The 23,887-nt window shown below is 65.7% G+C and carries 26 protein-coding genes; 16 read left to right on the top strand and 10 right to left on the bottom strand.

Annotated elements, in window-relative coordinates; translation table 11 throughout:
• On the bottom strand, nucleotides 1-312 hold a 312-nt coding region (locus ACFFNX_RS21470; RefSeq protein WP_378204979.1), incomplete at its 3' end, for a sigma factor.
• A 199-nt stretch (nucleotides 313-511) separates the two neighbouring features.
• Between ACFFNX_RS21470 and ACFFNX_RS21465 the strand changes: the two genes are divergently transcribed.
• From ACFFNX_RS21465 to ACFFNX_RS21435, 7 genes are all read left to right on the top strand, one after another.
• Entirely contained in the window at nucleotides 512-997 is a 486-nt protein-coding gene (locus ACFFNX_RS21465) for a carboxymuconolactone decarboxylase family protein (protein WP_378204976.1), read from the top strand.
• 142 nt (nucleotides 998-1,139) lie between these two features.
• A complete protein-coding gene (locus tag ACFFNX_RS21460; protein ID WP_378204973.1) occupies nucleotides 1,140-1,742 on the top strand; it encodes a TetR/AcrR family transcriptional regulator in 603 nt (200 codons plus the stop codon).
• Entirely contained in the window at nucleotides 1,739-2,401 is a 663-nt protein-coding gene (locus ACFFNX_RS21455) for a VC0807 family protein (protein ID WP_378204970.1), read from the top strand. Before ACFFNX_RS21460 ends, ACFFNX_RS21455 begins: the two co-directional genes overlap by 4 nt.
• Nucleotides 2,394-3,725: an FAD-dependent oxidoreductase gene (locus ACFFNX_RS21450; protein ID WP_378204967.1), complete on the top strand. Its 1,332-nt coding sequence runs from the start codon at nucleotides 2,394-2,396 to the stop codon at nucleotides 3,723-3,725. Before ACFFNX_RS21455 ends, ACFFNX_RS21450 begins: the two co-directional genes overlap by 8 nt.
• 123 nt (nucleotides 3,726-3,848) lie before the next feature.
• Nucleotides 3,849-4,559 carry a MerR family transcriptional regulator gene (locus ACFFNX_RS21445; protein WP_378204982.1) on the top strand — a complete coding sequence of 237 codons (711 nt, stop codon included), beginning with the start codon at nucleotides 3,849-3,851 and terminating at the stop codon, nucleotides 4,557-4,559.
• Between the two features lie 20 nt (nucleotides 4,560-4,579).
• Nucleotides 4,580-4,915: a YnfA family protein gene (locus ACFFNX_RS21440; RefSeq protein WP_378204964.1), complete on the top strand. Its 336-nt coding sequence runs from the start codon at nucleotides 4,580-4,582 to the stop codon at nucleotides 4,913-4,915.
• 36 nt (nucleotides 4,916-4,951) lie between these two features.
• Nucleotides 4,952-5,407 carry a GNAT family N-acetyltransferase gene (locus tag ACFFNX_RS21435; protein ID WP_378204961.1) on the top strand — a complete coding sequence of 152 codons (456 nt, stop codon included), beginning with the start codon at nucleotides 4,952-4,954 and terminating at the stop codon, nucleotides 5,405-5,407.
• Nucleotides 5,408-5,460: 53 nt separating this feature from the next.
• Here ACFFNX_RS21435 and ACFFNX_RS21430 read toward each other — a convergent pair whose 3' ends face one another.
• Entirely contained in the window at nucleotides 5,461-6,150 is a 690-nt protein-coding gene (locus tag ACFFNX_RS21430) for a Clp protease N-terminal domain-containing protein (RefSeq protein ID WP_378204958.1), read from the bottom strand.
• 250 nt (nucleotides 6,151-6,400) lie between these two features.
• Here ACFFNX_RS21430 and ACFFNX_RS21425 point away from each other — a divergent pair, with 250 nt between their 5' ends.
• The 5 genes from ACFFNX_RS21425 (at nucleotide 6,401) to ACFFNX_RS21405 (ending at nucleotide 10,061) form a co-directional block, all read left to right on the top strand.
• Nucleotides 6,401-7,357, top strand: a complete 957-nt coding sequence (locus tag ACFFNX_RS21425) for an NACHT domain-containing protein (protein ID WP_378204955.1) — start codon at nucleotides 6,401-6,403, stop codon at nucleotides 7,355-7,357.
• Between the two features lie 46 nt (nucleotides 7,358-7,403).
• Complete coding sequence (locus tag ACFFNX_RS21420; RefSeq protein WP_378204952.1) at nucleotides 7,404-7,766, top strand: hypothetical protein; 363 nt, start codon at nucleotides 7,404-7,406, stop codon at nucleotides 7,764-7,766.
• 108 nt (nucleotides 7,767-7,874) lie between these two features.
• The gene (locus ACFFNX_RS21415; protein ID WP_378204950.1) at nucleotides 7,875-8,159 is read left to right on the top strand and encodes a hypothetical protein; all 285 of its coding nucleotides are present in this window, start codon (nucleotides 7,875-7,877) and stop codon (nucleotides 8,157-8,159) included.
• A 175-nt stretch (nucleotides 8,160-8,334) separates the two neighbouring features.
• Complete coding sequence (locus ACFFNX_RS21410; RefSeq protein ID WP_378204947.1) at nucleotides 8,335-9,141, top strand: alpha/beta fold hydrolase; 807 nt, start codon at nucleotides 8,335-8,337, stop codon at nucleotides 9,139-9,141.
• Nucleotides 9,142-9,311: 170 nt separating this feature from the next.
• Nucleotides 9,312-10,061 (top strand): N-acetyltransferase, encoded by a 750-nt coding sequence (locus ACFFNX_RS21405; RefSeq protein ID WP_378204944.1) that lies wholly within the window; start codon nucleotides 9,312-9,314, stop codon nucleotides 10,059-10,061.
• A gap of 212 nt (nucleotides 10,062-10,273) precedes the next feature.
• Here the strand turns inward: ACFFNX_RS21405 and ACFFNX_RS21400 are convergent, their stop codons facing one another.
• The 4 genes from ACFFNX_RS21400 to ACFFNX_RS21385 form a co-directional block, all read right to left on the bottom strand.
• A complete protein-coding gene (locus ACFFNX_RS21400; RefSeq protein ID WP_378204941.1) occupies nucleotides 10,274-10,630 on the bottom strand; it encodes a nuclear transport factor 2 family protein in 357 nt (118 codons plus the stop codon).
• Nucleotides 10,631-10,761: 131 nt separating this feature from the next.
• Nucleotides 10,762-12,078, bottom strand: a complete 1,317-nt coding sequence (locus tag ACFFNX_RS21395) for a hypothetical protein (protein ID WP_378204937.1) — start codon at nucleotides 12,076-12,078, stop codon at nucleotides 10,762-10,764.
• Nucleotides 12,079-12,094: 16 nt separating this feature from the next.
• Entirely contained in the window at nucleotides 12,095-13,267 is a 1,173-nt protein-coding gene (locus tag ACFFNX_RS21390; protein ID WP_378204934.1) for a hypothetical protein, read from the bottom strand.
• The gene (locus tag ACFFNX_RS21385; RefSeq protein WP_378204931.1) at nucleotides 13,264-13,821 is read right to left on the bottom strand and encodes an RNA polymerase sigma factor; all 558 of its coding nucleotides are present in this window, start codon (nucleotides 13,819-13,821) and stop codon (nucleotides 13,264-13,266) included. The genes ACFFNX_RS21390 and ACFFNX_RS21385 overlap by 4 nt, the downstream gene beginning before the upstream one ends.
• Nucleotides 13,822-16,129: 2,308 nt before the next feature.
• Here ACFFNX_RS21385 and ACFFNX_RS21380 point away from each other — a divergent pair.
• The 4 genes from ACFFNX_RS21380 (at nucleotide 16,130) to ACFFNX_RS21365 (ending at nucleotide 18,065) form a co-directional block, all read left to right on the top strand.
• Nucleotides 16,130-16,450 carry a cell division protein SepF gene (locus ACFFNX_RS21380; RefSeq protein WP_378204928.1) on the top strand — a complete coding sequence of 107 codons (321 nt, stop codon included), beginning with the start codon at nucleotides 16,130-16,132 and terminating at the stop codon, nucleotides 16,448-16,450.
• 5 nt (nucleotides 16,451-16,455) lie between these two features.
• A complete protein-coding gene (locus tag ACFFNX_RS21375) occupies nucleotides 16,456-16,623 on the top strand; it encodes a cell division protein SepF (protein WP_378204925.1) in 168 nt (55 codons plus the stop codon).
• A gap of 246 nt (nucleotides 16,624-16,869) precedes the next feature.
• A complete protein-coding gene (locus ACFFNX_RS21370) occupies nucleotides 16,870-17,499 on the top strand; it encodes a replication initiator (protein ID WP_378204922.1) in 630 nt (209 codons plus the stop codon).
• Nucleotides 17,496-18,065, top strand: a complete 570-nt coding sequence (locus ACFFNX_RS21365; RefSeq protein WP_378204919.1) for a site-specific integrase — start codon at nucleotides 17,496-17,498, stop codon at nucleotides 18,063-18,065. The genes ACFFNX_RS21370 and ACFFNX_RS21365 overlap by 4 nt, the downstream gene beginning before the upstream one ends.
• Nucleotides 18,066-19,235: 1,170 nt before the next feature.
• On the opposite strand, the gene ACFFNX_RS21360 is transcribed toward ACFFNX_RS21365, so the two are convergent.
• From ACFFNX_RS21360 to ACFFNX_RS21345, 4 genes are all read right to left on the bottom strand, one after another.
• Nucleotides 19,236-21,398: a tetratricopeptide repeat protein gene (locus tag ACFFNX_RS21360; protein ID WP_378204916.1), complete on the bottom strand. Its 2,163-nt coding sequence runs from the start codon at nucleotides 21,396-21,398 to the stop codon at nucleotides 19,236-19,238.
• Nucleotides 21,399-21,770: 372 nt separating this feature from the next.
• Nucleotides 21,771-22,181, bottom strand: a complete 411-nt coding sequence (locus tag ACFFNX_RS21355; RefSeq protein ID WP_378204913.1) for a hypothetical protein — start codon at nucleotides 22,179-22,181, stop codon at nucleotides 21,771-21,773.
• A gap of 449 nt (nucleotides 22,182-22,630) precedes the next feature.
• Nucleotides 22,631-23,449 carry a phosphotransferase gene (locus ACFFNX_RS21350; protein ID WP_378204910.1) on the bottom strand — a complete coding sequence of 273 codons (819 nt, stop codon included), beginning with the start codon at nucleotides 23,447-23,449 and terminating at the stop codon, nucleotides 22,631-22,633.
• 36 nt (nucleotides 23,450-23,485) lie between these two features.
• The coding region (locus ACFFNX_RS21345) for an HAD family hydrolase (protein ID WP_378204907.1) at nucleotides 23,486-23,887 on the bottom strand (402 nt) is incomplete at its 5' end.

Here is a 23,887-nt window from a genome sequence, read left to right as displayed (position 1 = left end):
GGGCGTGGTCAGCAGCGGCTCGGGCAGCCAGGGACCGACGTAGGTCTCCCGGCGGCGGCGATGCGTACGCATCCGGCTCAGCGCCTGCCGGGTGACGATGCGCACCAGGTACGCACGATGGTCCCGCACCGCGTCGAGATCGACGCCCGCCCATTTCAACCAGGTCTCCTGCAGGACGTCCTCGGCGTCGGCGGCCGAGCCGAGCATCTCGTACGCGACGGTGAACAGCAGGTTGCGGTGGGCGACGAACCCTTCGGTGGCGGAGTCCGTCCGGCCGCCGTCGGTCGAGCCGGTCGTGTCTCGCTCGCTCATATCGGACTCCCGCCTGCTCACCGTCGACCGTGCCACACGCACAAGACGCCGGTCCCGACCGCTTTGTGACACCTACGGCGCGGTGGCGCACGTCACATCGCGCCCCCGTCACAGGGGTCGGATCGCCGGCATCTCCATGGCCGTCAGGACGCCGCGCCGATCGGCGCGGCACGCGACACCAGCGAGTGAGGACGAAGTCATGGAACCTCGTATGAACCTGATGGCGAACGAGCTCGGCGCCAAGATCGGCAAGCGGTTCTACAACGTCAGTCTGGCGATCGAGCAGTCGTCGCTGCCCAAGGCCACTCAGAATCTGGTGATGCTGCGCGTCAGCCAGATCAACGGCTGTGGCTACTGCGTCGACTTTCACTCCAAGGAGGCCGCGGCCGCCGGGGAGACCGCGGTGCGGCTCAGCCTGGTCGCCGCCTGGCGCGAGTCCACCGTGTTCACCGACGCCGAACGGGCCGCGCTGGCCCTCGCCGAGGAGGGCACCCGGCTCGCCGACGCCTACCTCGGCGTGTCCGACGAGACCTGGGCCCAGGTGCGCGAGCACTACGACGACGATCAGATCGCCGCTCTCGTCTACCTGGTCGCCATGATCAACGCAGCCAATCGGCTCGGCGTGATCGTGCGCAACCAGGGGGGTTCCTACGAGCCCGGCATGTTCGCCGACCTGTCGAACTGATCGGCGGCCCGGCCCGGGATCACTCGATCCGCGGGCCGGGCCCGCTCGGCCACCTCGTCGGGCGCGGCCCCTCAACGGTTACGTCCTCCGGCTCCGCCCGTACGACTTGCAAAGTTTTGCTTGAGCGAGCTAAGTTTTGCTCATGCAAGCAAGAACGTTCACCGAGTCGGGCAGACGCGCCCAGATCGTGACGGCGGCGATCGAGGTGATCTCCGAGGTCGGCTTCGCCAAGGCGTCGTTCAGCCGGATCGCGAAGCACGCGGGCCTGTCGAGCACCGGCATGATCAGCTACCACTTCGCCGGGAAGGACGACCTACTCGCGGCGTGCGTCGCCGAGATCGAGGAGGTCACCGGGGGGTTCATGGGCCCGCGCATCGACGCCGCCGAGGGCCACGTCGCACAGCTGCGCGCCTACGTCGAGTCGAACGTCGCACTCGTCGGCGAGCACCCCGCCGCCGTCCGGGCGCTGATCGACATCGTGAAGAACGGCGCCGCGCAGAGCGCCGCCGTCAACGGGCGTCTCGCCCTGTTCGAGGAGCACTTCCGCACCGGACAGGCGGCGGGCGTCTTCCGCCCCTTCGACACCCGGACCGTGGCGATCGCCTTCACCACCGGCCTCGACGCCGTCGTCGCCACCGCGGCCGCCGCCGTACCCGAACCCACCGAGCTCGCCCGTCTCGGCCGCGAGCTCGCCGACCTGTACGTGCGGGCGACCGCGCCCGATCCCGAGGGGGACTCCGCATGATGATCGACGAGAAGATCGCGCCCGACATGGGACTGCGCCGGGTGGTCCGCGCCAACGTGATGACCGTCGTGTTCGAGGTGGTCGTGCCGATGGTGCTGTTCTACGGTCTACGCGCCGGGGGCGTGAGCCAGTGGTGGGCGCTGATGGCCGGCGTCCTGGTGGCCGCGCCGTACGTGGTGTGGACCGTTATTCGCAACCGCCGCGTCGACCTCATCGCCCTGGTCGCGTTGAGTGTGATGGTGCTCTCCGTCGTGCTCGGCCTGTTGTCGCACGACCCGCGCACCCTCGCGATCCGGGAGGGGTGGACCGCCGCGCTGGGCGGCCTGTTCGGCGCGTGGATGCTGGTCACGGTATTCGTCGGCAGGCCCGCCCAGCTGACGTTGGGCCGCACGATCGCCGAGGTCAAGCGCGGCGCCGAGGGCGCGGCCGCGTGGGCGGCCCGCTGGGACACCGACGCCCGCTTCCGGCACGGCCTGCGCGTCAACACGGCCGTCTGGGGCGCCGTGCTGCTGGCCAACGCGGTGATCCACGTCGTGCTCGTCTACACGCTGCCGATCGACCTCATCTCCCTGGTCACCACTTTGACGTGGTTCGGTGTGCTGGCCTGCCTGATCGCCTGGCACCTCTGGTACCTCCGCAAGGAGAACCTCGATGCCTGACGTCCTGGTGGCGGGCGGCGGCCCGACGGGTCTGCTGACCGCGTACGAGCTGGAACGCGCCGGGCTCGACGTACTGGTCCTGGAGCGTGACGCCCGGCCGACCACCCAGTCGAAGGCGCTCGCCGTGCAACCCCGGTCGATCGAGGTGCTGGAGGACCGCGGCCTGCTGGCCGCCGTCGAGCCGTACGTCGAGGCGCGGCTGCCCGCCGGACACTTCTCGGGCATCCGGATCGACTATGCCGACCTGCCGACGCGCTTCCCGTACCAGCTCGGCGTCGAGCAGGCGTACGTCGCGGCGGCGATCGAGGCACGGCTGCGTACGCCGGTGCTGCGCGGCGCGGCCGTCACCGCCGTGGAGCAGGACGACGAGGGCGTCACCGTGACCGCGGGCGGGCGCGACCACCGGGCGGGGTGGCTCGTCGCGGCCGATGGCGGGCACAGCACGGTCCGGACGCTGCTGAGGGCGGCGTTCCCCGGCACCTCCGCGCGGTTCTCGCTGGTCGTCGCCGACTTCACGCTCGCCAGCAAGCCCGCCGGGCTCGCCGACGACTGGCAGCTGCCGTCGGGCACGGCGGGTTTCCTGCTGCCGCTCTCCGGTGGGCGCTACCGCGCGGTCGTCGGCGGCGAGGAGCAGCAGCGGCTCGGCCGCGACGCGCCCGTCACGGCGGAGGAGTTGCAGCGGGCGCTGACCGACGCGTACGGGCCGGGGATCGAGGTGGGCGAGGTGCTCTGGGCGTCGCGGTTCGGCGACGCGGCACGGCAGCTGGAGCGCTACCGCCACGGCCGCGTGCTGTTCGCGGGGGACGCCGCGCACATCCACCTCCCGGTCGGCGGCCAGGGCCTCAACCTGGGCCTGCAGGACGCGGTGAACCTCGGCTGGAAGCTGGCCGCGCAGGTCCGCGGGCACGCCCCCGACGGTCTGCTCGACAGCTACCACGACGAGCGTCACCCGGTCTCGGCCCGGGTACTGGTCAGCACCAGGGCGCAGGGCGGGCTCGGCGTGCCCGACCCGTACGCCGCGGCCGTCCGGGAGATCGTCGCCGGGCTGCTCGCCGGCCCCGAGGCCCGCCGCTCCGTCGCGTTGGAGCTGTCGGGCATCGGGATCACCTACCCCGGCATCATCGGCCGCGCCACCGGCGTCCCGGTCGCGCCCGACGGCCGCGCCGTGCTCGTCGGCGCGTCACTGCCCGTGGGCTGGGCCGACCGCGTCGAGACCCGCGAGGGCACGGAGCCTCAGCTCGTCCGCCCCGACGGCTACGTGGTGTGGGCGGGCGGCCCGGGCCTGGACACGGCGCTGCGCCGGTGGTTCGGCCCGAACGAATGAGATCGGCTCTCCTGGGCGTCGGCCGGTCGTCGTGGGTGGCGTCCGCGACAGGTTGGGGAGACCGGCGATCGGGGCTTGACCTTCGAGCCGACGGCAACGTTTACCGTCGGTCCTGTGAACCCGATGCGGATCTCCCAGCTCGCGGCGCGTACCGGCGTCCCGGCCACCACCCTGCGCTTCTATGAGACCACCGGCCTGCTGCCGGCGGACCGTACCCCGACCGGATACCGCGTCTACGGTCCGGACGCGATCGAGCGGCTGTCGTTCATCGGCGCCGCCAAGCACCTGGGCCTGCCGCTGGAGGAGATCGCCGAACTGCTGCCGATCTGGGATTCCGGCCCGTGCGCGGACGTGAAGGCCGACCTGCGGCCCCGCGTCGCCGCCCGCCTGGAGGAGACCGAGCGTCGCATCGCGGAGTCGACCGCGTTCGCCGCCTCACTGCGCCGGGCGCTGGACCGCCTGGACGCCCTGCCCGACCGGGCCGGTCGGTGCGATCCCCGATGCGGCCTTCTCGACCCGTCGTCCAGTGACATGGGTCGCCGGCGCACCGCGCCGGTGGCCTGCTCGCTCACCGGCCAGGACGTGACCGATCGCGCCGCGCACTGGCAGCGGCTCCTGGACGGTGCCGGGCGGGAACCGATCGACGAGGGGCTACGGCTCACGCTGCCCGCCGAACACGCGGGCGAACTGGCCGCGCTCGCCGTCGAGGAACAGCGGTGCTGCCCGTTCTTCGACTTCCGTCTCCGCCTGAACGGCCCTGTGCTGCACCTGGAGGTACGCGCGCCCGGCGACGGCGCTACCCTGCTCACCGACCTGTTCGGCCAAGCCACCTGACCAGCTGCTTGGAAAGACTCATGCTCATCGTTCGGTCCATCGCCTTGTTCCTTCTCGCCGCGCTGTTCGAGATCGGTGGTGCGTGGCTGGTCTGGCAGGGCGTGCGGGAGCACCGTGGCTGGATCTGGGTCGGGGCCGGCATCATCGCGCTGGGCGTCTACGGCTTCGTCGCCTGCGGACAGCCGGACCCGCACTTCGGCCGGATCCTGGCCGCCTACGGGGGCGTCTTCGTCGCCGGGTCACTCGCCTGGGGAATGGCCTTCGACGGCTTCCGCCCCGACCGGTGGGACCTGATCGGCGCACTGATCTGCCTCGCCGGGGTGGCCGTCATCATGTACGCACCACGCGGCCACTGAGCGCTGGTCCCCCAAAGCCGCCGACGAAGGAGCGAGATGAACATCGTGGTGGACGACTTGTCCGGCCCGCAGATCGCCGAGTTCCTCCGGGAGCACGTGCGACAGATGCGGTCCATCACTCCGCTGGAGAGCAAACATGCCCTCGACCTCGACGCCCTGCGCGAGCCCGAGGTCACCTTCTGGTCGGTGATGGACGAAGACTCGGTGGTGGGCTGCGGCGCGATCAAGAGACTGGACGCGGACCACGCCGAGCTGAAATCGATGCGCACCGCGCCGGCGCGCACGCGAGGCGGCGTCGCGTCCCGGCTGCTGGAGCACATCCTCACCGAGGCCAAGCGGATGGGGTTCACTCGGCTGAGCCTGGAGACCGGCTCAGCCGAGTTCTTCCTTCCCGCGCGAAAGCTGTATGAAAAGTTCGGGTTCGACTACTGCGAGCCCTTCGCGGACTACCGGCTCGACCCGCACAGCGTGTTCATGACAAGACCGCTCTGAATTCGAGGTTGTGCGGGCACGCCGTGCTTCTGCCGATGCGGAACCGCTCGTCACTACCTGTCGCGCGCGGCGATCTCGGTCTTGACCGTCTCGTGGAGTTCGTCCGACGTGAAGCCGAGGTCGCGCAGGATCTGCGCGGCCGGGCTCGCCTCGACGCGGATCAGGCCCAGCAGTGTGTGCTCCGTGCCGACCCAGTCGTGGCCGAGGTCGGACGACGCGCTGCGTGCCTGCTCGATGGCCTCCTTGCTCTCCGGCCGGAACGCGATGTGACCCCGCAACGCCTTCTCCCCGGCCGGCGGCATCGCCTCCTCGATCGCGTCGCGGATGCGTTGTTCCGACTCGGTCTTCGCCATCAGCACCTCGTACGCCAGGCCCCGTGGTTCGCCGAGCAGGCCGAGCAGGATGTGCTCGGTGCCGATGAAGTCGTGCTTGTGCGTTCGGGCGGCCTCCTGCGCCAGCACGATGCTGTGCCGGTTCAGGTCGGTGAACCGCTCGAACGCGGCGGGCGAGTGACGTTGCTGAGCGGCCTGTTTGGACACCCCGATGGCTTCGCCGATCTCACTCCACGACGCGCCGGCCTGCTTGGCCTTGCCGACGTAGTGGCCGACGAGCTGGTCACCGAGGTCGGACAGGGTCTGGGCGCGTAGCTGCGCCTCGCTGATGCGGGCCAGGTCGTGGGCGTCGGGGAGTTCTTCGTCGAGACGGGCGATCAGGTCGGCGAGGCTGATGTTGAGTGGACTCATGCGTCAATTGTAGATTGACGATCGCGTGATCGTCAATCTGTAATTGACGCTAGCTTCCGGGCGCGGCCGGTGCATGGCGGGAGCAACGCGAAGGGGCGGCATATGACGGGAACGGCGCTCTTAGCGGATGTTGGTGTCCTGACCGAGGTCGTCACCGGTACGGGGCGGCAGATTCCGATCGGTACGCGCGGGCACGAGGTCGCCATCGCGACCTGGTTCGACACACACGCGCTGACCGAAACTCCCGGACGTGCCCGACGCGGAGGCGGTGGCCGCCGTGCTCCGCGCCAACGACGCGCACGCGATCCTGCACGAGCTTCTCGCCGTACGCCTGTCCGATGCCCCGGACGTCGACGCCGAACGGCTCGCGTCGGCGTTCGCGGGATTGTTCCCTCCGGCCGCCCGGCCGTTGTTCGACCACTTCGACGAGCGGATCCTCGCCCTCGTCGCGCGCCTCGGCGGAGACCTGCTCGGCCGGATCCGCCGCGACGCGTTCCTGACCCGGATCAACGTCACACTCGGCGCCATCGAACGTCACACCGCCGCGCTCGCGGCCTGCGGCGACCGCGACGTCGAGGAGGACTTCCTCACCCACGACCACGGCCACGTGATCGCCCAGCACGGGAAGCTGCAACCATCGGACTTCCAGCGCCGGCGCCGCGTCCCCATCGCCCACCTCTATGTCACGCCGACCATCGCGTACCAGGAGAACGGCGCGCCGGCCGAGGCCGACCTCTGGTCGCTCGACGACCGGCTCGACCGTACGGTTTTGCTCGGCGACCCCGGCGGCGGGAAGACCACGGCGTCTCAGGTGCTGATGCACCGGCACGCGACCGAGCCGACGCGTCCCGTGCCGTTCCTGGTGACGCTGCGCGAGTTCGCCGCCGCCGATCCTCCCGAGCGTTCGGATACATCGAGCACAAGCTCGAGACGTTCTACCAGTGCCCGGCACCCGCCGGCCTGGTCGACCGGCTGCTGCCCGGCGGCGGCGCGCTGGTCGTCTTCGACGGCCTCGACGAGCTCATCGACGCCGCCCGACGCGACCGCGATCGTCGAACAGTTCTGCACCGCGTACCCACTGAGCCGCGCACTCGTGACCTCCCCGCCGCGTTGCGCCATCTCGCCCGTTGGCTGTTCACCCGCGAAGCCACCCGATCGACCTTCTCCAATTTGCATCAGGTGGCGGCTGGGAAAAGACTCGCGATGAGCGCCTGAATACCCCTGGCGGACTATCCCGCATCTTGACATGGCACATGAGCAAGAATGTCGAAATTCAATACTTCGCGGACGACAGGTCCGGCTGTTCGGTGCTCGTATTCGTCGGCCATCACCAAGGGCAAGTACGCCACCTGCAAGAACACCTCGAGAAGAAAATTCCCGTATTGAGCTTCCGGGATCTTCTTCGGGCAGTGGATAAATCGAAAAGCGTCAAGGAGCTACAGGAATCCCTGTTGCGGTTAGGGATCGGCACACCACCCGCCTGCGAACGAAAGGCTTTTAAGCGCATAAACAAGGCGCTGGGCGATCCAGATCCAAAGGTACGATGGGCCGAATTGTGGGCAACTGCGTACTCGCGTTGGCCTGAGTTTCGTCCTGCACTAGCAGCAGTGGCCTAGGATGACATCGTCGATTCTCTCCGTGCCGATGCGCAAATAATTCTTACTCACTACGACGTCTCTGGAGACGCGGCATGACCGCCCCCAAATCCCCACTCGGTAAAGAATGTGGCGCGTGACCTCAGCGGACGGGAGGAATGGCCCGTCTGGACGCTGAATCAGCGCCGGCGCGCGGCGGCCGAAGCCCTCCTGCTCACCTATGTCGAGCTGGGTGATGAGCCCGAGGCGATCAGGAGGATTCCGTACCTCGCGCCATTCGCCGAACTCATCGAACGCCGCTACTCAGGGGGCGAGAAATTCCCCGTGCGGGACGTTCCGCCTCGATTTCTGGCGATCTTCGAGGGCTGGGCGGACGGACGGGTGAACTTCGTCGCCGGCCGGGACCTCGTGTAGATCGACCGCTATGGCGGCGTGAAGCCTCTGCGAGCTCGTACACCACGCCCTCGACCACCGCCTGGGATCGTCGATCCTAGGGAAACCGCTCCGTTCCTGAGCCGCCGCCGAGGACGGCATAGTCGCGGTGTGGCCATCAAGGGCCCATCCGAACGAGCAGAACGGTGATCACACGATGAAGGAATCCGTGCTGGAAGTGCCCGGCGCCCGGCTGCACCATTTCGTGCGTGGCACAGGCCCCCTGCTCGTACTCATCGCCGGCGGCCACGGGGACGCCGCCGTGAACGAACCTCTCGCCGACCACCTCGCCGACCGGTACACCGTCCTCACCTACGACCGTCGCGGCCTGTCGGGAAGCACCACCGACGAGCCCGGACTGACGCTGGCCACGCACGCCGACGACGTCTCCCGCCTGCTCTCCACCCTCACCACGGAACCCGCCTACGTCTACGGCAGCAGCATCGGCGCCCTGATCTCGCTGGAGTTCACGATCAGGCACCCTGAGCAGTCCGGCGTTGTCGTCGCACACGAACCGCCCGTCACCCAGCTGTTGCCGGAGCCCGAGCGCACTCGCGCCGTCCAGGACCTGCTCACAGCCGAGGAGACGTTCAAGGCGGAGGGCGCCGCCCCCGCCCTGCGCAGGTTCGCGAAGTTCGCCGGCATCGACCCGACAGACCGTGAGCCCGACGTCGAGGTACGCAGAACGGGGCCGGAACAGTTGCCGAACGTGGAGTTCCTCCTCACGTACGACGTGCCGGCCATCCGGGCGCACACTCTTGACCTGGCCGAACTCAAGGGCTCACCGGCCCGCATCGTGCCCGGCGTCGGTGAGAACTCGACCCACGTCTGGCCGCACAAGTGCGCCAGGTTGCTCGCGGAGGAACTGGGCACCGCCTACGAGACATTCCCGGGCGGGCACAACGGTTACGCCTTCCGCCCTCGCGCCACCGCGGGGCGACTCCACCAGGTGCTCAACGACTAAGCCTGCGAGACCTTCAAGTCCTCGGCCCTGGGCTCTCGTCCGTCGCAGCCGGAGGGATTCGAACCCCTTCACGGGCCAAATGTAGACCCGACGTAAAACCCGAATGCGTGCTCGGCGTCGGTCGGGTAGCGTGCGCCGGGTTGGCACGCGGGAGCACAACGGAGCGGCGAATGGATCTGCTGGTGACCACCGCCGCGCAACGACCCGACCTTGTGCCGCTGCTGGGCGAATTCAACGACTGGCCCGCGTTCATGCGCCGGGATCCGGTCGCCCCGCTTTACTACAGCGACCCTGCCACTGCCTACCCCGAGTTCGTCCTCATCGCGATCGACCGGGATCATCCGGACCGATTGGTCGCCGAGGGCTACAGCGTGCCGTTCACCTGGGACCGGGACCCGGGCGAGTCACTGCCGGCCGGTGGTTGGGACGACGTCGTCCTCACCGCGGCGCTCGACCGGCTCGCGGGACGCCGGGGCACGGTGGTGTCCGCACTGGAGATCTCCATCCGGCCGGACCTCAGAGGCAAGGGCCTGTCGTCGATCATGCTTGCCGCGATGCGCCGCAACGCCGCGGACCAGGGCTATGCCAGCCTGGTCGCGCCCGTCAGACCGAGCGCCAAACATCGCCATCCGAACATGTCGATCGTCGACTACGCCAACCTTCGCCGCGATGACGGCCTGCCGGTCGATCCGTGGCTGCGGGTCCACATCCGAGCCGGAGGCCTGATCACCGGGGTGTCAGCCCGGGCGATGACGATCGCCGGGAGCCTCGCGGACTGGCGCCACTGGACCGGACTGCCGTTCGACACCACCGGTCCCGTCGAGGTGCCAGGTGCTCTCGTCCCCGTGCACTGCGACACCGTCCACGACCACGCCGTCTACTGCGAGCCATGCGTCTGGCTGCACCATCCGCTGTCCTGAAATTCACATCCCCGTTCGGGCGGCATCGGTGACGGTGAGCGGGATGCGACCTGCGGGCCGCCGGTGGCACGGCCCGCACGAACGAGCCGCGAAAGCCGGATGGGCGACCGTCTTCGTCGCTGATCAGTGACCGACCGCAGGTCGCTGCTGCTCGGCGGCCTGGGTCGGGGGGATCGGGGTTCCAAGGAGGTCACCCGTGGGGCGAGTGGTCTCTACTGCTGTGCCTGCTCATAGAACGCTCGGACCCGGGCGGCGTGCCCATTCTGGTCCAGCTCGACCACGTCCAGCGCGCGGTTGCCGTTCTCTCGGCGGTAGAACAAGGCGTAACCGCCTGGGCTGGTCAAGAACGCCTCTTCGGTGAATGTCAGCTCCGGCGCGAGGCGCATGCCTCGCTCGAAGTGACGGCGCAACTCGGCCTTGCCCTGCAGTCGGCCGTCCGGTCGATCCCAGCGGGTCACAACGGTGGGCGCGGCGAAGTCGACGTCATCGGAGTAACACGCCATGACGGCGTCCAGGTCACGGGCTTTCCAGCCCGCCAGCCACTGATCTGCATGAGCTCTTTCATCCATGTCGGTCAGTATCCAGGCGGCCTGGATCGTACGCGACGGAATATTGCTCGCACTCGCGAACCGCCGCCCGCCTGGTCATCGCGTCTCCAGGCACCCCGGCGGCTGGGCCGGAGTGCCCGGGAATGAACGGGCTAATTCCAGCGTGCGATCACCGGACCCATGTCCGGGTCATCGCCGGTCGCTCCGACGCTCCACATGCCGCCGCCGGGAATCGGGGCCAGCCCCGTCAGGGAGGCCCTTCCCGCCACCGGGACCGACTCTGTCCGCCAACCGTGAGCGGCCTGGCGCAGCGCGTACATCGTGTAGTCGGGCTCGGACGGCGTGACGGTATCGCCGACGGCGAGTGCCTGTCCGCCGCTCACCGCCACGTCCATCAACTCGCCGCGCTCGTCCGGAACCTTGGCGCCGGCCCATTTACGGCCGTTCCAATGCAGGAGCAACGGATGACGAATCGCCTCTCCGCCCGGGGTGGTCTTACTCCAGCCGGAGACCCAGACGTCGTTTCCCGTCACCATCCGTACCCGGGTTAGCCTTTGTGTCGATTCGGCGGTGGCCGGTTCGGGCAGCCGCTTCCACGTACGGCCGTTCCAATGCAGGAGCAGCAGGCGTTCGGGATGGGCATCGTTGCCCGTGTAATCCGTCCCCACGGCCCACACGTCGCGCGGTCCCCGCGCGTCGATGCCATCGAGTGAGAAATCGTCGCCGAGGTCGGGCAGCGGGACATTCCGCCACCGTCGTCCGTCCCACCGTTGGACGAAACCGCCCATGGCCTGCGTCGTGTTGTCGTACGTGCTGCCTGCGAGCCAGGCCTCCTTGGCGCTGACCGCCTTGATGGCGCCGGTACTCACCTGCTGTACGGGAACCGGCGCGTACGGAATGGACGTCCACTTTTGGCCGTCCCAGTGCAGGAGGCCGCAGTCGGAGGAGGCCCATGCGTCCTTCGGGCTCGAGGCGCTGAGGAAATTGATGCGGGCGACCTGAGGGACGGGTGTTGGCTGCCAGCTGCGCCCGTCCCAGTGCAACATGACGGAGGTGAACATGCCCTTCGCGAAGTTACAGGTGTCGTCGGACGGATCCTCGGCGAGCCGTCGAAAGCCGGGGGTCTGGGGAGACGATGGGGGCCTTCTCGGGTTGACGAGGAGCCCACCGGCCCACGCGTCATCGCGTCCCGTCGCGGTGACGCTGAGCAGGCTGACACTCCCTTGAACAGGCACATCGAACACCTGCCACTTCGGGGACGCCGCCGTCTGTGCCGGAGGCGTCGCCTTGGTGCCGGCCACCGCCGACGTCACCGGTGAGACCACGGCGCCCAGCGTGATCCCGAGCGCAGCGGCCCGAATCGTTCTCCTTCTCAATTCACGCACGCAAAACCCTCCATCGGGACTTTCATAAGTCGGCTCAAGAACGGGTTCGGCCGACCTGCGCGCCGACCGGTCGCGGTCGAACATACGGCGCCATGGCCGGTCAGGGGGCAGGGATGGCGCCGATCCTGTTCACCCAGCCCTGGCGTTCAACGGCCCGGTAGTCGGTGACACTGTGCGCCCCGGGAGCGCCGGCGGGGCCGCCGGGCCGGTGCTCGTCGTCCAGGAGCTGGGCGGTCGCCGGGTCGATGACCAGCCGCTCGATCACGCCGTCGGGGGTCTGGGCGGTGATGGCCGTACCGAGCCTGCCCTCCCGGTCCTTGATCTGTCCGGTGACACGGACGGACGGGAAGTCCGCGAGGATCCGATAGAGCGCGGCGCGGGTGCCAGGGGTGATCGGGGTGATGAACAGGTCCGCGGCGCTCTCGAAAACGTACAGGCCGAAGTCGGCGGGGGCGACGTAGCCGTGTGCGCCGCCTTTCCGGTCCTCCTGCCACAGCTTCCGCAGGTAGCTCTCCAGACCGCTCTTGGTCGCCGGCAGCTTCGCGATGGTCTTCCACTCGATCTCGTGGGAGCCGATGTCGGGGTTGACCAGGTGTGAGCGCCCGTCGTACGTGGCCGTGAGCGGCCTGGAGGCCGTCGTGCCGATGTTCGTCATGAGTGGCGGCGAGCCCGCCGCCCGCCAGGCCGCCTTGTCCTTCTCGGTGGGGAAGGTGATCTGGACGTCCAACGGACCGTGCGAACGGAACCGCATGCCGGTCCCACCCGGCAGGGTGCACGCCCAGTTTTCGGAGCTGGCCGCGGTCCGCGAGTGGAACGTACGTTGGTGCCCCTTGTCCGCAGGCACTCGGGCGCCGGTGCCGGACTTCGCCGGGAAGGGCATCAGGTCCAGCCACATGCGAGTCCGGCTGTACCAGCAGGACCCGTGGGTGGCGGGCTGTTTGGCGGCCGTCTCCGCGCTGGCCAGCAGGAAAGCACGGGTGTTCGTCGCCTCGTTCCGTCCGGTGCCGCCGATGCGGGTGCCCTGATGACCGTCGGACAACGCCCCTGTGGCCAGTACGGCCGTGGCCGTCACCACCGCGACCGCGCCGGTCGCCAGGGCCACCCGCCGGGCCGGCCGCCGTCTCCGTACCAGGCTCGGGCCGGGGGCCGACGTGTCGGCGCGTGCACGGACCAGGGCCGCGTCCGGGCGCCGTTCGTAGGCCGCGTCGGACAGTTCGTCGACCATCGCGGGCCTCAGCGCGTTGATCACGCTGTCGAGTTCGTCGTGCTTCACGGCTTCTCCTGGATGACTCGCGAGCGCGGGGCGCGTTCGGGCGCCTGCGTGCCGGGCTCGTGGGGCGCGTCGAGCGCCCTGGCCAGCCGGCGGCGTCCTCGGTGCAGCCGGACGATGAAGGCGGTACGGGAACAGCCGGCGACGCGGGCCGCGTCGGCGGGCTCAAGCCCGTGCCAGGCCGTCAGGGTGACGGCCTCGGCCTCCTTGCCGGACAGAGTCCGCAAGGCCGCCAGCGCCTGGTCGCGGGCTATGACGTGGTCGGCGGCGTCCCAGGCGTACCGGTCGGCGTCGGTGCTCAGCTTGGCCAGCCGGTCGGCCAGCCCACGCGCGTGGCCGACCGCACCGTGCCACTGGCGGGCGAGGTTCCTGGCCACTCCCAGCAGCCACGGCAGGGCCCGCTCAGGAATCTCCTCGATCTTCCGCCACGCGATGGTGAAGACCTCGCCGGTCACGTCTTCGGCGGTCTGGGGCGCGACCCGCAGCACGAGGTAGCCGAAGACGCTGCGGTAGTGCGTCTCATAGAGGCGGGTGAACCGGGCCTCTCGCTCGTCCACGCCACCTCCTCTCTCCTTGGGGCAGGTACGCCAAGAAGTCAGAGAAGGCCGCTCCGGATTACGCGACAGGCCGAGAAATCTTCACGAGCCATGCCCCGTACGGGCCTACGGGTGATCGGCGCCGATGATGCCACGAACCTCGGCACACGCGTACCGGAGCGTCCACCGCACGAACGCCCCAGGTTGCCTCCGGCGTCAGGGAAGCAGCGGTGGCGGTTGACACGTCCTCAGCCTCGACAACGTCGATCGGGGCCTGAAGACCTCCATCCTGGTCAACCCCACGACCTACACCTACGCCGGCCAGCAGACCGTGGTGGTCGCGGACAGGGCCGAGACGGGAACTGACGGCACGCTCCAATCTGGCAAAGGGCGAGCTCCTCAACGATCAGGCGGTACTGGTCTCCAAGATCGTCGACCGGCCCGGCAAACGCTAAGGACGCCAAGAACTCCCGGCGTGGCTCCCACGACCAAAGCCAAGGGCCCGTTCTCTGATCGGAGCGGGCCCTTGACCTGGGCGCAGCCGAAGAAATTCGAACCCCCAGCCTTCTGATCCTTAGCAAGATCGGGAGCGTCCACAGCCGTCCGGGTTCGTCCTCTGACCTGCTGCAGGACCGCTGCCACATCCAGATCCGTTCACAGCGATCCAGATCCGGTGTTAGCAAGTGCGTCAGCACCCGGGCTCGCGTCCATGCTCACAGCCGGCGGATTTACAGAGCGATGTGATGTCGAGACGCCCTGTTGACCTAGGCAGACCTGCCCACACGGGCCGGCAGTTCCGCGTCCATCCCACGTGTATCCTGCGGCGTCCGCTCCTTCGCCGCTGTGGCATACGTACGGGGTCAGAGCATGCGAACGCTCCCGATCCAGTCATCGCCCGAAGACCGGTGCGGGCGTCCGCTCGGGATCCGTGGGCGGCTACACAAGATCGGGGCCCCACAGCCGTCGCGCAGCGCTCCACCTCGATCACCAAGCCCTGGGCCGCTTCCCGGAGGGTGCGACGATGGCGGAGGGGCATGTCCGGGCCACCGAATCGGCCGCCGTTCGGAGGCGCCTAAAAGTGAAGTGCGTAAGTAAGGCCGAGCCTCCACACTAGTTATATGGAAGTCAGCTGCTCCGGAAAGATGGACCAGGCTATCTGGACGGAACTGTACGCTGCGATTGGCCGGGTGGTGGTTGCCAGCGTCATGTTGGAAGACGCGGTTCGCTACCTTGCCCATGTCCTTGCGGGGACCCCAGAAAGCTGGACAGTATTTGAAGGGCAGGATTTGAATTGGCTTGTGGATTGTTGCAGGCAGGTCCTAAGTGAAGCACACGCCGATCGCGACAATCCGTGGAGGCCCTCAGATCAGGTTCAGCACGATGAGATTCTGTCCGAGCTTCTTGACGAAGTCGCATCTATCCGAGATCGTCGCAATATTGTTGTACACGGGCTATGGTCTCCATCTTGTCGTTCCGGAGTGGAATGCCAGCCCCGCCCGCAGGGTCTCCCAGACGATGAGCAGACATTTCATGTTGTCCGGAGTCGGCGGAGAAAGCGGCCACGGGAACAACGATTGTCAGTAACAGACGTTCAGCACTTGGCAGACGAGATCGATGATCTGGCGCGGCGTCTTAGCATCAACTCTGAAGCGATACACAGACAATATTGAGGATTCAACCCCTAATTGGGGGCGCCACCCCGTCCGGTCGGATGATCACTATCGCCCACGATTACTCGTGGGGAGATCACCGTAGAACTCAGGCAAGTATGGCAAAGATCGGCTCCCAGCCCACCGCTGCTAGCTCCGCGCCATACTCATGGTATGAGGTGAGAATCACTGCGACGCCCTGCACGGTGAGCCGCAAGACCCGGCGCGCAGGGCCTCGCGGTGATGCCCGTCCAATGGCGTCCTGCGCCTTGGCCGCGCCGACGCCCATCACCCCTCGGGTCTACGCCCAGGTGATCAACGAGCAACTCGTGGAGGCGGTGGACATTTTCGCCGAGCGGTACCCAAATGATCTCCGAGGTTGTTCGGATCGGTCCGCACGCTGGGCAAACGTCGCACCGACTGTTCAGACCGGTACAACTCATCCCGAGATCGTTCGCCCGGGTGGGCTCCCACGGTGGCTCCCGGGAGCCGCCTCCGCGGCTAGTTCGCGCTGTCAGCTTGGGAAGTCGCTTCCAATCACCAGTGATCACCTACGTGGCGCTGACCTGCGTCTGCGCGGCGATCGCCCCATGAGTGACCGTAGGCGACCGTGATCGTCCGCTCTGGCGGGCACGCCCATTAGCCCTTGATGGCATCGCCGGTTAAGGAAGACTGACGACGTGATAGTCGAGAGAGTGTGCGCACGCGACTACAACGATGTCCAGCACGTGGGGCACTACTTCTGCAGAGGTGTCCTGGTCGTGATGGATCTGACGGCCATGACCGACGAGGAAGCCAGACAACTCGTGGACTTTTGCGCAGGACTTATCTGTGCACGCGGCGGGGACATGGAACGCCTCAGCCCCAAAGTCTTCATGCTCGTCCCCTCCGTATCCGCCACGCCGAGCACCACGACCGGCATCGTCAAGCGACTGCGTCCCCGCGACTACAACGAAGTGCTCTACGTGGGGCACTACTTCCGCGAAGGCATCTGGATCTGACGGCCATGACCGACGAGGAAGCCAGACAACTCGTGGACTTTTGCGCAGGACTTATCTGTGCACGCGGTGGAGACATGGAACGCCTCAGCCCCAAAGTCTTCATGCTGGCCCCCTCCGGGTTGACCAGGCCGGACGCTGCCGAGGACAACGCAGACGGGCCCGCTTCGAACTAGCCTGGGCCCTCCCACAGAACCACCTGCCTGGTCATCCCCTCCGTCGTCGTCCCACTCGTCGGGGAGCAGGCCAGGCCCGCTCGGCTTGTCCTGGGACGCCGGCGGAGGGGATGACCATTCTTCCGCCCCAACCAGCCCCTTGTGACTGTGAGCGGGGATGTCGGCTATCGCCGTAGGCGACCCGTTAGGGAACCGAAGGGAGTAGTCGGCGGCGCTGCGCCCCGAGTCGTACGGTGGCGGTCGTGTGTGGCGACGGTGCTGTGGGCGACGAATGGCGGTGGCCGTAGTACGGCGGGCCGCCCGATCGGCGCGCGCCGGAGGGACCGGCGCCCACGCCGCATGCCTGTAGGGCGTGCCGCAGCGGGCGGGGCGACGGCGGGACGGCCGCCGCCGCTTGACGCCAAAGGCGTCATGGCGGGGTCCCCGGACGCGGATCGGTGTATCGGCTACATCACCAAATACCTGGTGAAAGACATCGCCGAATGCCACGAGGCGGAGACCGCTATGCAGGCCGATCACACCGACCGATTGCTGGAGGCGCTCCGCTATGAGCCCTGCTCACCGACCTGCGCGAACTGGCTCCGCTACGGAATCCAGCCCAAGAGCGCGAAAGCGGGACTGACACCGGGCTACTGCAAGAGCAAAGCCCACCGACGCGAACACCTCGGCTACGCCGGACGCCGCGTCCTCGTCTCCCGCAAATGGTCCGGCAAAACCCTCACCGACCACAAGAACGACCGAAAGAACCGGGTCCTCGCTCGCCTCGCCGAAGCCGGTGTTTCGGCAACCGGCCACCCAACCGATCCCGGCCGCTACGCCTGCAGCGCCAACAGCATCCGAATCATGCGGACCGTGCTTTCGACATCGCCATCATGATCGCTCTCGCGTACGGGATGCGCCGCGGTGAAGTGCTCGGCCTCCGCTGGTCCGCGCTGGACCGGGAGGCCGGGACCCTGCGAGTGACACACGGCGTGAAGCGCATCAAGAACCGCGACAAGGGCATCGGTCGGCGAACGCGCCTCGTCGTCTCGGAGTTGAAGACAGCCAAGTCACGGCGGACATTCGTCCTCACTCCCGAAATCCTGGGAAGGCTCCGCACCCACCGTTCTCGGCGATCTGAAGCGAAGATCGCCACCGGTCCGCTCTGGCAAGATCACGGCCTGATCTTCACCAGCGAGGTCGGCACGCCGATGGACCCGGACAATTTCTCCCACGCTTTCTCCAAGCTGTGCCAGAGGGCCGGCCTCGGGCACCGGCACCCGCACGAGCTACGCCACTCCGGCGCTTCGCTGATGCTCGCCCAGGGCACGCCGCTGCACGTGGTCTCTGAAGTCCTCGGCCACGCCAGCATCACCATCACGAAGGACGTGTACGGGCACCCGCTGGAGGGAGACAAGCGAGCGGCGGCCACATCGATGAGCCGGGCTCTGTTCGGGTCGTGACCCCGGTGGCTCCCAGCGTGGCTCCCACGGCCCACGAAAAAGGCCCCTCGCGTGATCGCGAGGGGCCTTTGACCTGGGCGCAGCCGGAGGGATTCGAACCCCCAACCTTCTGATCCGTAGCAAGATCGGGGGCGTCCATAGCCGTCCGGATCTGTCCTCTGACCTGCTACTGAACCGCTGCCACATCCAGATCCGTCCACGACTGTCCAGATCCGGTGTTAGCGAATGCGTTAGCAACCGGGCTCGCGTCCATGCTGAGTGCGAGCGCTACAAACAGCTACCCCTTGCAGGGTCATCCCCTCCGTCGTCGTCCCACCCTCCGGGGAGCGGGGCAGGCCCTACCGGTGAAGGTGGAGCGCCCTACTGGACGAATGACCTTCGCCGGTAGGGCCTGGTCTGCTCGGCTTGTCCTGGGACGTCGGCGGAGGGGATGACCCGGCTTCCACGTCAGGCCTTGGCCGACGCGTGGTTGCGAGACCGCGATCCCCGAGTCAGAGCGCCCCCGCCGGAGGCAAAATAGACCAACCGGCGGGAACTGCTGCCTGGCTAGTTCACTTCCGTTCCCTGGAACCGTGACCGTGCAGTGCCTGGTTCATCGGGTCGTCATCACAGTGAAGGATGCTGGTTGATCGGTTGTGAGTGATAGGGACGGCTATGGCGCGGCCGGCGGCGTTGGCTGGGATGACGCGAGAGCTGCTGGCACAAGAGTTGTTTTAGGACACTGGGATCGGATCGTAGCCACGCGTTGGATCTGGTTGATGGCTGTGAGGGTGCGGGGATCAGAAGGCACCCACACTGGCCGCCAGCGACGACCATGCCTGCATCTCGGACAGGATGCAGGGCGAATCGAGTGAAGTGCCATGCTTCGACGTCACTCGTAGCGGACGGAAGTCGTATCTGATCATAGACATGGCGGTGGATGCGGCCCGCTTGCCGCGTTACGCTCCCGGCCAGAGTCGACGGATTTAGAGAGAATCCGTGTTCGCGGCGCTATTTGTTTATTGGACTGTGCTCAAGTCGCGCGCCTCGCCATGAGTGCCTGATCGTCCCACATATATCCAGCAAGCGTTTTGGGATGTCCGCAGGATGTCGGCTCGTCAGCAATCACTCTAATCTCAACAGAGGAACGCGTCTCCAGCAACTTTGCGAAGGCCGGCCGGGACGGCAGTGTCAGCGCCCGCGCCGTTTCCTTTTCTTCCTATTCTTATGACTAGAAGACTTATTCCGATGCTTGGACGCCGGATACTTGGACTTTTCGGCCACACGATATAGATTAGCCGCCTCCTTCCATCTATTTTGCCTCGCTAGCAAGTTAGACAACAGTTTAGCCGCATGGCCATGCCCAGACCTGATAGCGATACGATAGGAAACCTCCGCTTCGGAAAGACGATTCTGATAAGCCAGAAGGGACCCCATGAGACACGCTGAATGGTTGTGACCTTGCGCGATAGACCGTCTATACCAAGCCTCCGCCTCATCGAGGCGACCGAGCTTCCCTACTAGCGTTCCCATTTCACATGCAGCTTGATCCACTTCCGCGTCAGCAGCATATTCGAGATACGACTCTGCGGCCTCAAATTCTTCCCTCTCCACCAAGATTCCACCCAGAACATAAGCCGCCTGAAAGCTGCCCGCCTCCGCGGATTGTCGCAAAAACTGCTCAGCCTCCTCTGGGCGGTCATCCTTATAAAGCCGAAGGCTAAGATTGTACGCGGCGCGCTCGTCTCCACTTCTAGCGCCATGCCATAGGAATTCGCAGGCCTCATCGATACGACCATCTTCCTCAAGGTAATAAGCAAGATGGAACGCGACATCATCAGCTCCTGCTTCCAATGCCTTACGCAGCCAACCCTCACCCTCGCTAAAGCGACCAGTTCTCGCAAGGAGAAGACCGAGATTTGATGCAGCGGTCCTGCCGTTGGTATCCAGCCCAGAGCGTTCAGCAGCCGAGCGCCAGAACTTCTCCGCCTCTTCGAATTGTCCAGCTCGGGCGAGAAGTACCCCGAGGTTGACCGCTGCAGCAGGCTGTGACGGTGCTGCCTGCCGTAGCCACCGTTCCGCCTCTTCAAGCTGTCCAGAATCCTCTAGCAGGCGTCCAAGCCCGCTGGCCGCTGCTGTATTGTCCCCTTCACTTGCCGAGAACCTATACCACCGTTCAGCATCTTGGCGGCGCCCGAGCTTATCCAGAACGCTCGCCAAATGATAGGCGGCGTGCGTGTCATTGCGTGATGCAGCAACGCTAAGCCATGATTCAGCATCGCTATACCGAGTTTGGTCCTCCAGCATTATGCCGAGATCGGTGGCCGCGTCGACATTTCCGCCGCGTGCCGCAAAGCTCCAATATTTTTCTGCTTCGCTAAATCTTCTGTCACGTTTAAGTAGTCGACCAAGGTCATACGCGGCCTCTACATCGCCTTCATTCGCAAGTTTTTCCCACGCCAGCTCCGCGATGTGATATTTCTTCTGATGATAGGCAGCGTTTCCCACTGAAAAGAGATCAATTTCTTCCCGAGTGGCGAAATATAGGATGCTCTCCCACACAAAGTCCGGAACTTCCTCGCGCGCCGGATCGCGCGCCACGCTATCGACGATGTAGTCGAACGCACGGTATGAGTTTTCTGCATTGTCTGGTAGAAGCATGCTGGTAATACCAAAGCGAGGTTTCACGGCCCACTCAACAGCCTCCGGCATTGCCTCCGGACGCAACAGAGCACCACCAGCCAAGTCAAGGTAATATTGATGAGTCTGCTCTAGAAGTCGAAAAGGTATGGCACCCGTTAGACCGGCCCTGGTGATATCAACCGCTGCGGCGACTATCGCGGCACCTCGAGGACTGACACCAGACGCCCACGCAAGCTGCCATTCTTGGATTAGCTTTGGGCCAGCCGCTAGATATTCTGCGATTCCATAAGTATCGTGATGCGCCAGCGCATCACTGATTCGCGCATCAGACACCTTGGTCGCCCGTTCGATCTCTAGGCGACTCCATCGTCTCTCGACTATCGTTACTTCGGCCTGGTTCAACACCTTCGCGGCAGCGCCAACGTCGTGCAGGTGGGCATTCTTATGGTCATCAACTCCCCTGTTCAATAGATTAGCCTGACTGAGCATATTAAACTGCTCAGCGCGCAGCGTAGCGAGAAGGATGACCTTCGCCTGAGTCAGGTATGAGATAACCCGCGGGGTGATACCGTCTGAACCAAGATATTGTTCGAGGTTGTCAAGCCAAATTACACATTTTTCCGTGGAAGTGACTAGACCAACGACGTACTGCCGAAGCTCGAAAGCCGTTTCAGGAGCAAATATGCGATACTCCGGCAGCACGGCCAACATCGCCTCGTATGCTGTTCGAGACTTCCCGGCAGTTGAATCCCCAACCAACAAAAATATGCCACCACGCTTAGTGGCATATTCAAGCCTTCCCCGAAGATTCTTATCAACATCACGAGGTATATAGGGCGGCAACGTGCCATCTTCCTGTGGCCGAGCTTTGTGAACCCCCAGCGTTATGGGCTCAACATCTCGCACTCGCCGCCAGCGCGAAGGATCCTCAAGCCAAGGCGGCAAACCCTCAGATGCACCCAGGTAATTTAGGTGCTCGATGTTATATTGTGGTCCCTGACCCTGCTGATAAATCCGACTATGTTCATCGGCGCTGCCATATATATTCACGGACATCGTCGCTAGTTTTATCTCGCGCGTCGACTACAAGTTGTATTGCGTTCCTTTGCCGAGCTGATAGACCCTCCCATGGCCACTAGCTTGTGCCTTCATTTCGACTACGCCATTGTCAATCCCTGAGGCCATAGGGCCGAACTCCTCAAGTAGACTTTGAATTCCTGCCGCCGCGTTCGGGTTGACGATGAGTAGACGCCTAAAGCGCGCCTGCCAATGATCGATGATTTCAGAACTGAGCTCGTCACCTTTATACTTAGATTCTGCCAAATCAGTACTGGTTTCCTCGAGCTCGGCACCTACCGCCACACTCGCCGCAGGATAGAACCGTTTATAGAGATCAATCACCGCTCCTTTCGCCCGGTTCCAGCTTTCAGTGGCAGCGAGCGTCACGAGTGTCGTCGCTCCAGAGGTTGCGAGCGCGGCAAGTTCGGCGTCCATGATCCCCCATCAGATTAAAACAGGATATTTCCGTGGCACTGAGAGTACGACCGGCTGTACCTCAAGTCCGAAGAATCTATGATTCGGACATGTAAAAATGTTTATTTTTGCTTTCCATAAATCTTGGCTATCCACATCGAACTAGAAGGATCCCGTGCTTCTCATATCGAAGGTCGAGTTTGCACGACGTGCGATAAGGCCTTACACCAGCATGAACATGCCTAATGGTAATCGTTTCTCGCCTGTGGCGATCGATTGCTCGCCAGCGGCCGACCGGTTCGGGCCGGGACCGGCCCGCAGAGGCCGCACGCCCGGCCCGAGGGCCTGTTGGCCGCCGGCGAACCGCGTAGCGGGGCGCCCTTGAAGACGTAGAGAAAGTCCTCACCGATCGGCGGTACCTTCCGGCGGTACCTTCCGGTGTCGCGTCCCAGTCTTGGGGTCGTTGGCTCCTAGACTCGCGCGGCGTCGGCTACTGCTACCCATGCCATGGTTCGCTCGGCGTCGACGCCGATCTGGCGGGAGAGACGCTCGGCGATGTCCCCCGGCCGGGCTTGCCCGGCGATCTTCAATGCAGCTACTGCGGCGTCATATTCGACTTCCCCACTCATGCCGCGGGGATCGATGAGCATCAGTCCATTGCCACCGACAAGGATGTTGCCTGACGAGGCGTCGCCGTGGCAGAGACCATCGTTCCCACCAGCACGTAGGTCTTTGAGGATGGCCAGAGCATTCCGGCGCTGGTGGATCGGTGCGACGCTCCTGTTTGGTGCCAGGTCGGCCAGTTCGTCGTCTTCGAGCCGACCTTGTATCCAGTCAGCTAGTGAGGGCATCGGGCACGGAGCCGGTTGACCGACCATCGGCCGGAGCACGGCCGCCAGAGCGGCGGAGACATCCGGGCCGGAGCGGCAATCGGTAACGCGATCACCAGGGCGAACCCGATCCATGATGACCCACGTCCCTCTGGTCGTGGAGGCGACTTCGTGGACCTTGGGCGCTATCTGGAGCGATGCGAGCGTTTGGGAGACCATCGCCTGCTGTGGACCGGCAGGATCAGGACTCGCGCGCATGATCAGGGGTCCTGTTGGGGTGTCTGATGCGACCACGAACCCGTACCTGGCGGGCATGACGGCCTGGGGTGTTGCGTGGTAGCGGGTGCAGATGGCGGACAGTTCGCGTTCGGCGCTGGTGACCCATTCCGCCGCGTTGCCCGGCCAACGGTCGGCCACGGCGCGGACCACCTCGGCCGGTATTCGCAAGCGCATGTTCATTTATCGTCCGGTGTGCCCGTGCGGTGGCCGGTTGGACTACCTGCGCCGTCGTCTGTCAGCGGCGTTCGGATCCGCCGCCTGGTGCTCGCTTAGGTGCGGGAGGAGTTCGGCCATGTCGCTGATGATGGCGTCGGCACCTGCCGTGATGAAGCGTTCGTGCTTGCCGGGCTTGTTGGCGTAGCCGATGCTGAACGTCCCGGCATTGCGGGCTCCCTCGATGTCGCTGAGGGAATCACCGATCAATACGCATTCGGCGGGGTCGGCGGTCACTCCCTTGACGGCGCGGTTGATCAGCTCCGGGTGGGGCTTGAGTAGCCGCGGGTCGGGGTCAGTGCGCCCGACGATGGCGGTGAAGTACGAAGTGGACCGCCCCGGCGAAGTTGGAGGCCGGATCGCTTGCTTCTCAACCGGCCAGAGATGTAATACCACGTGACCGGT

This window comes from Actinoallomurus acaciae, from assembly GCF_042429965.1.
GTDB classification, from domain to species: Bacteria; Actinomycetota; Actinomycetes; order Streptosporangiales; family Streptosporangiaceae; genus Actinoallomurus; species Actinoallomurus acaciae.
Note: the sequence above shows the minus strand (reverse complement) of the source record. Positions and strands in the feature narration are given on the sequence as shown.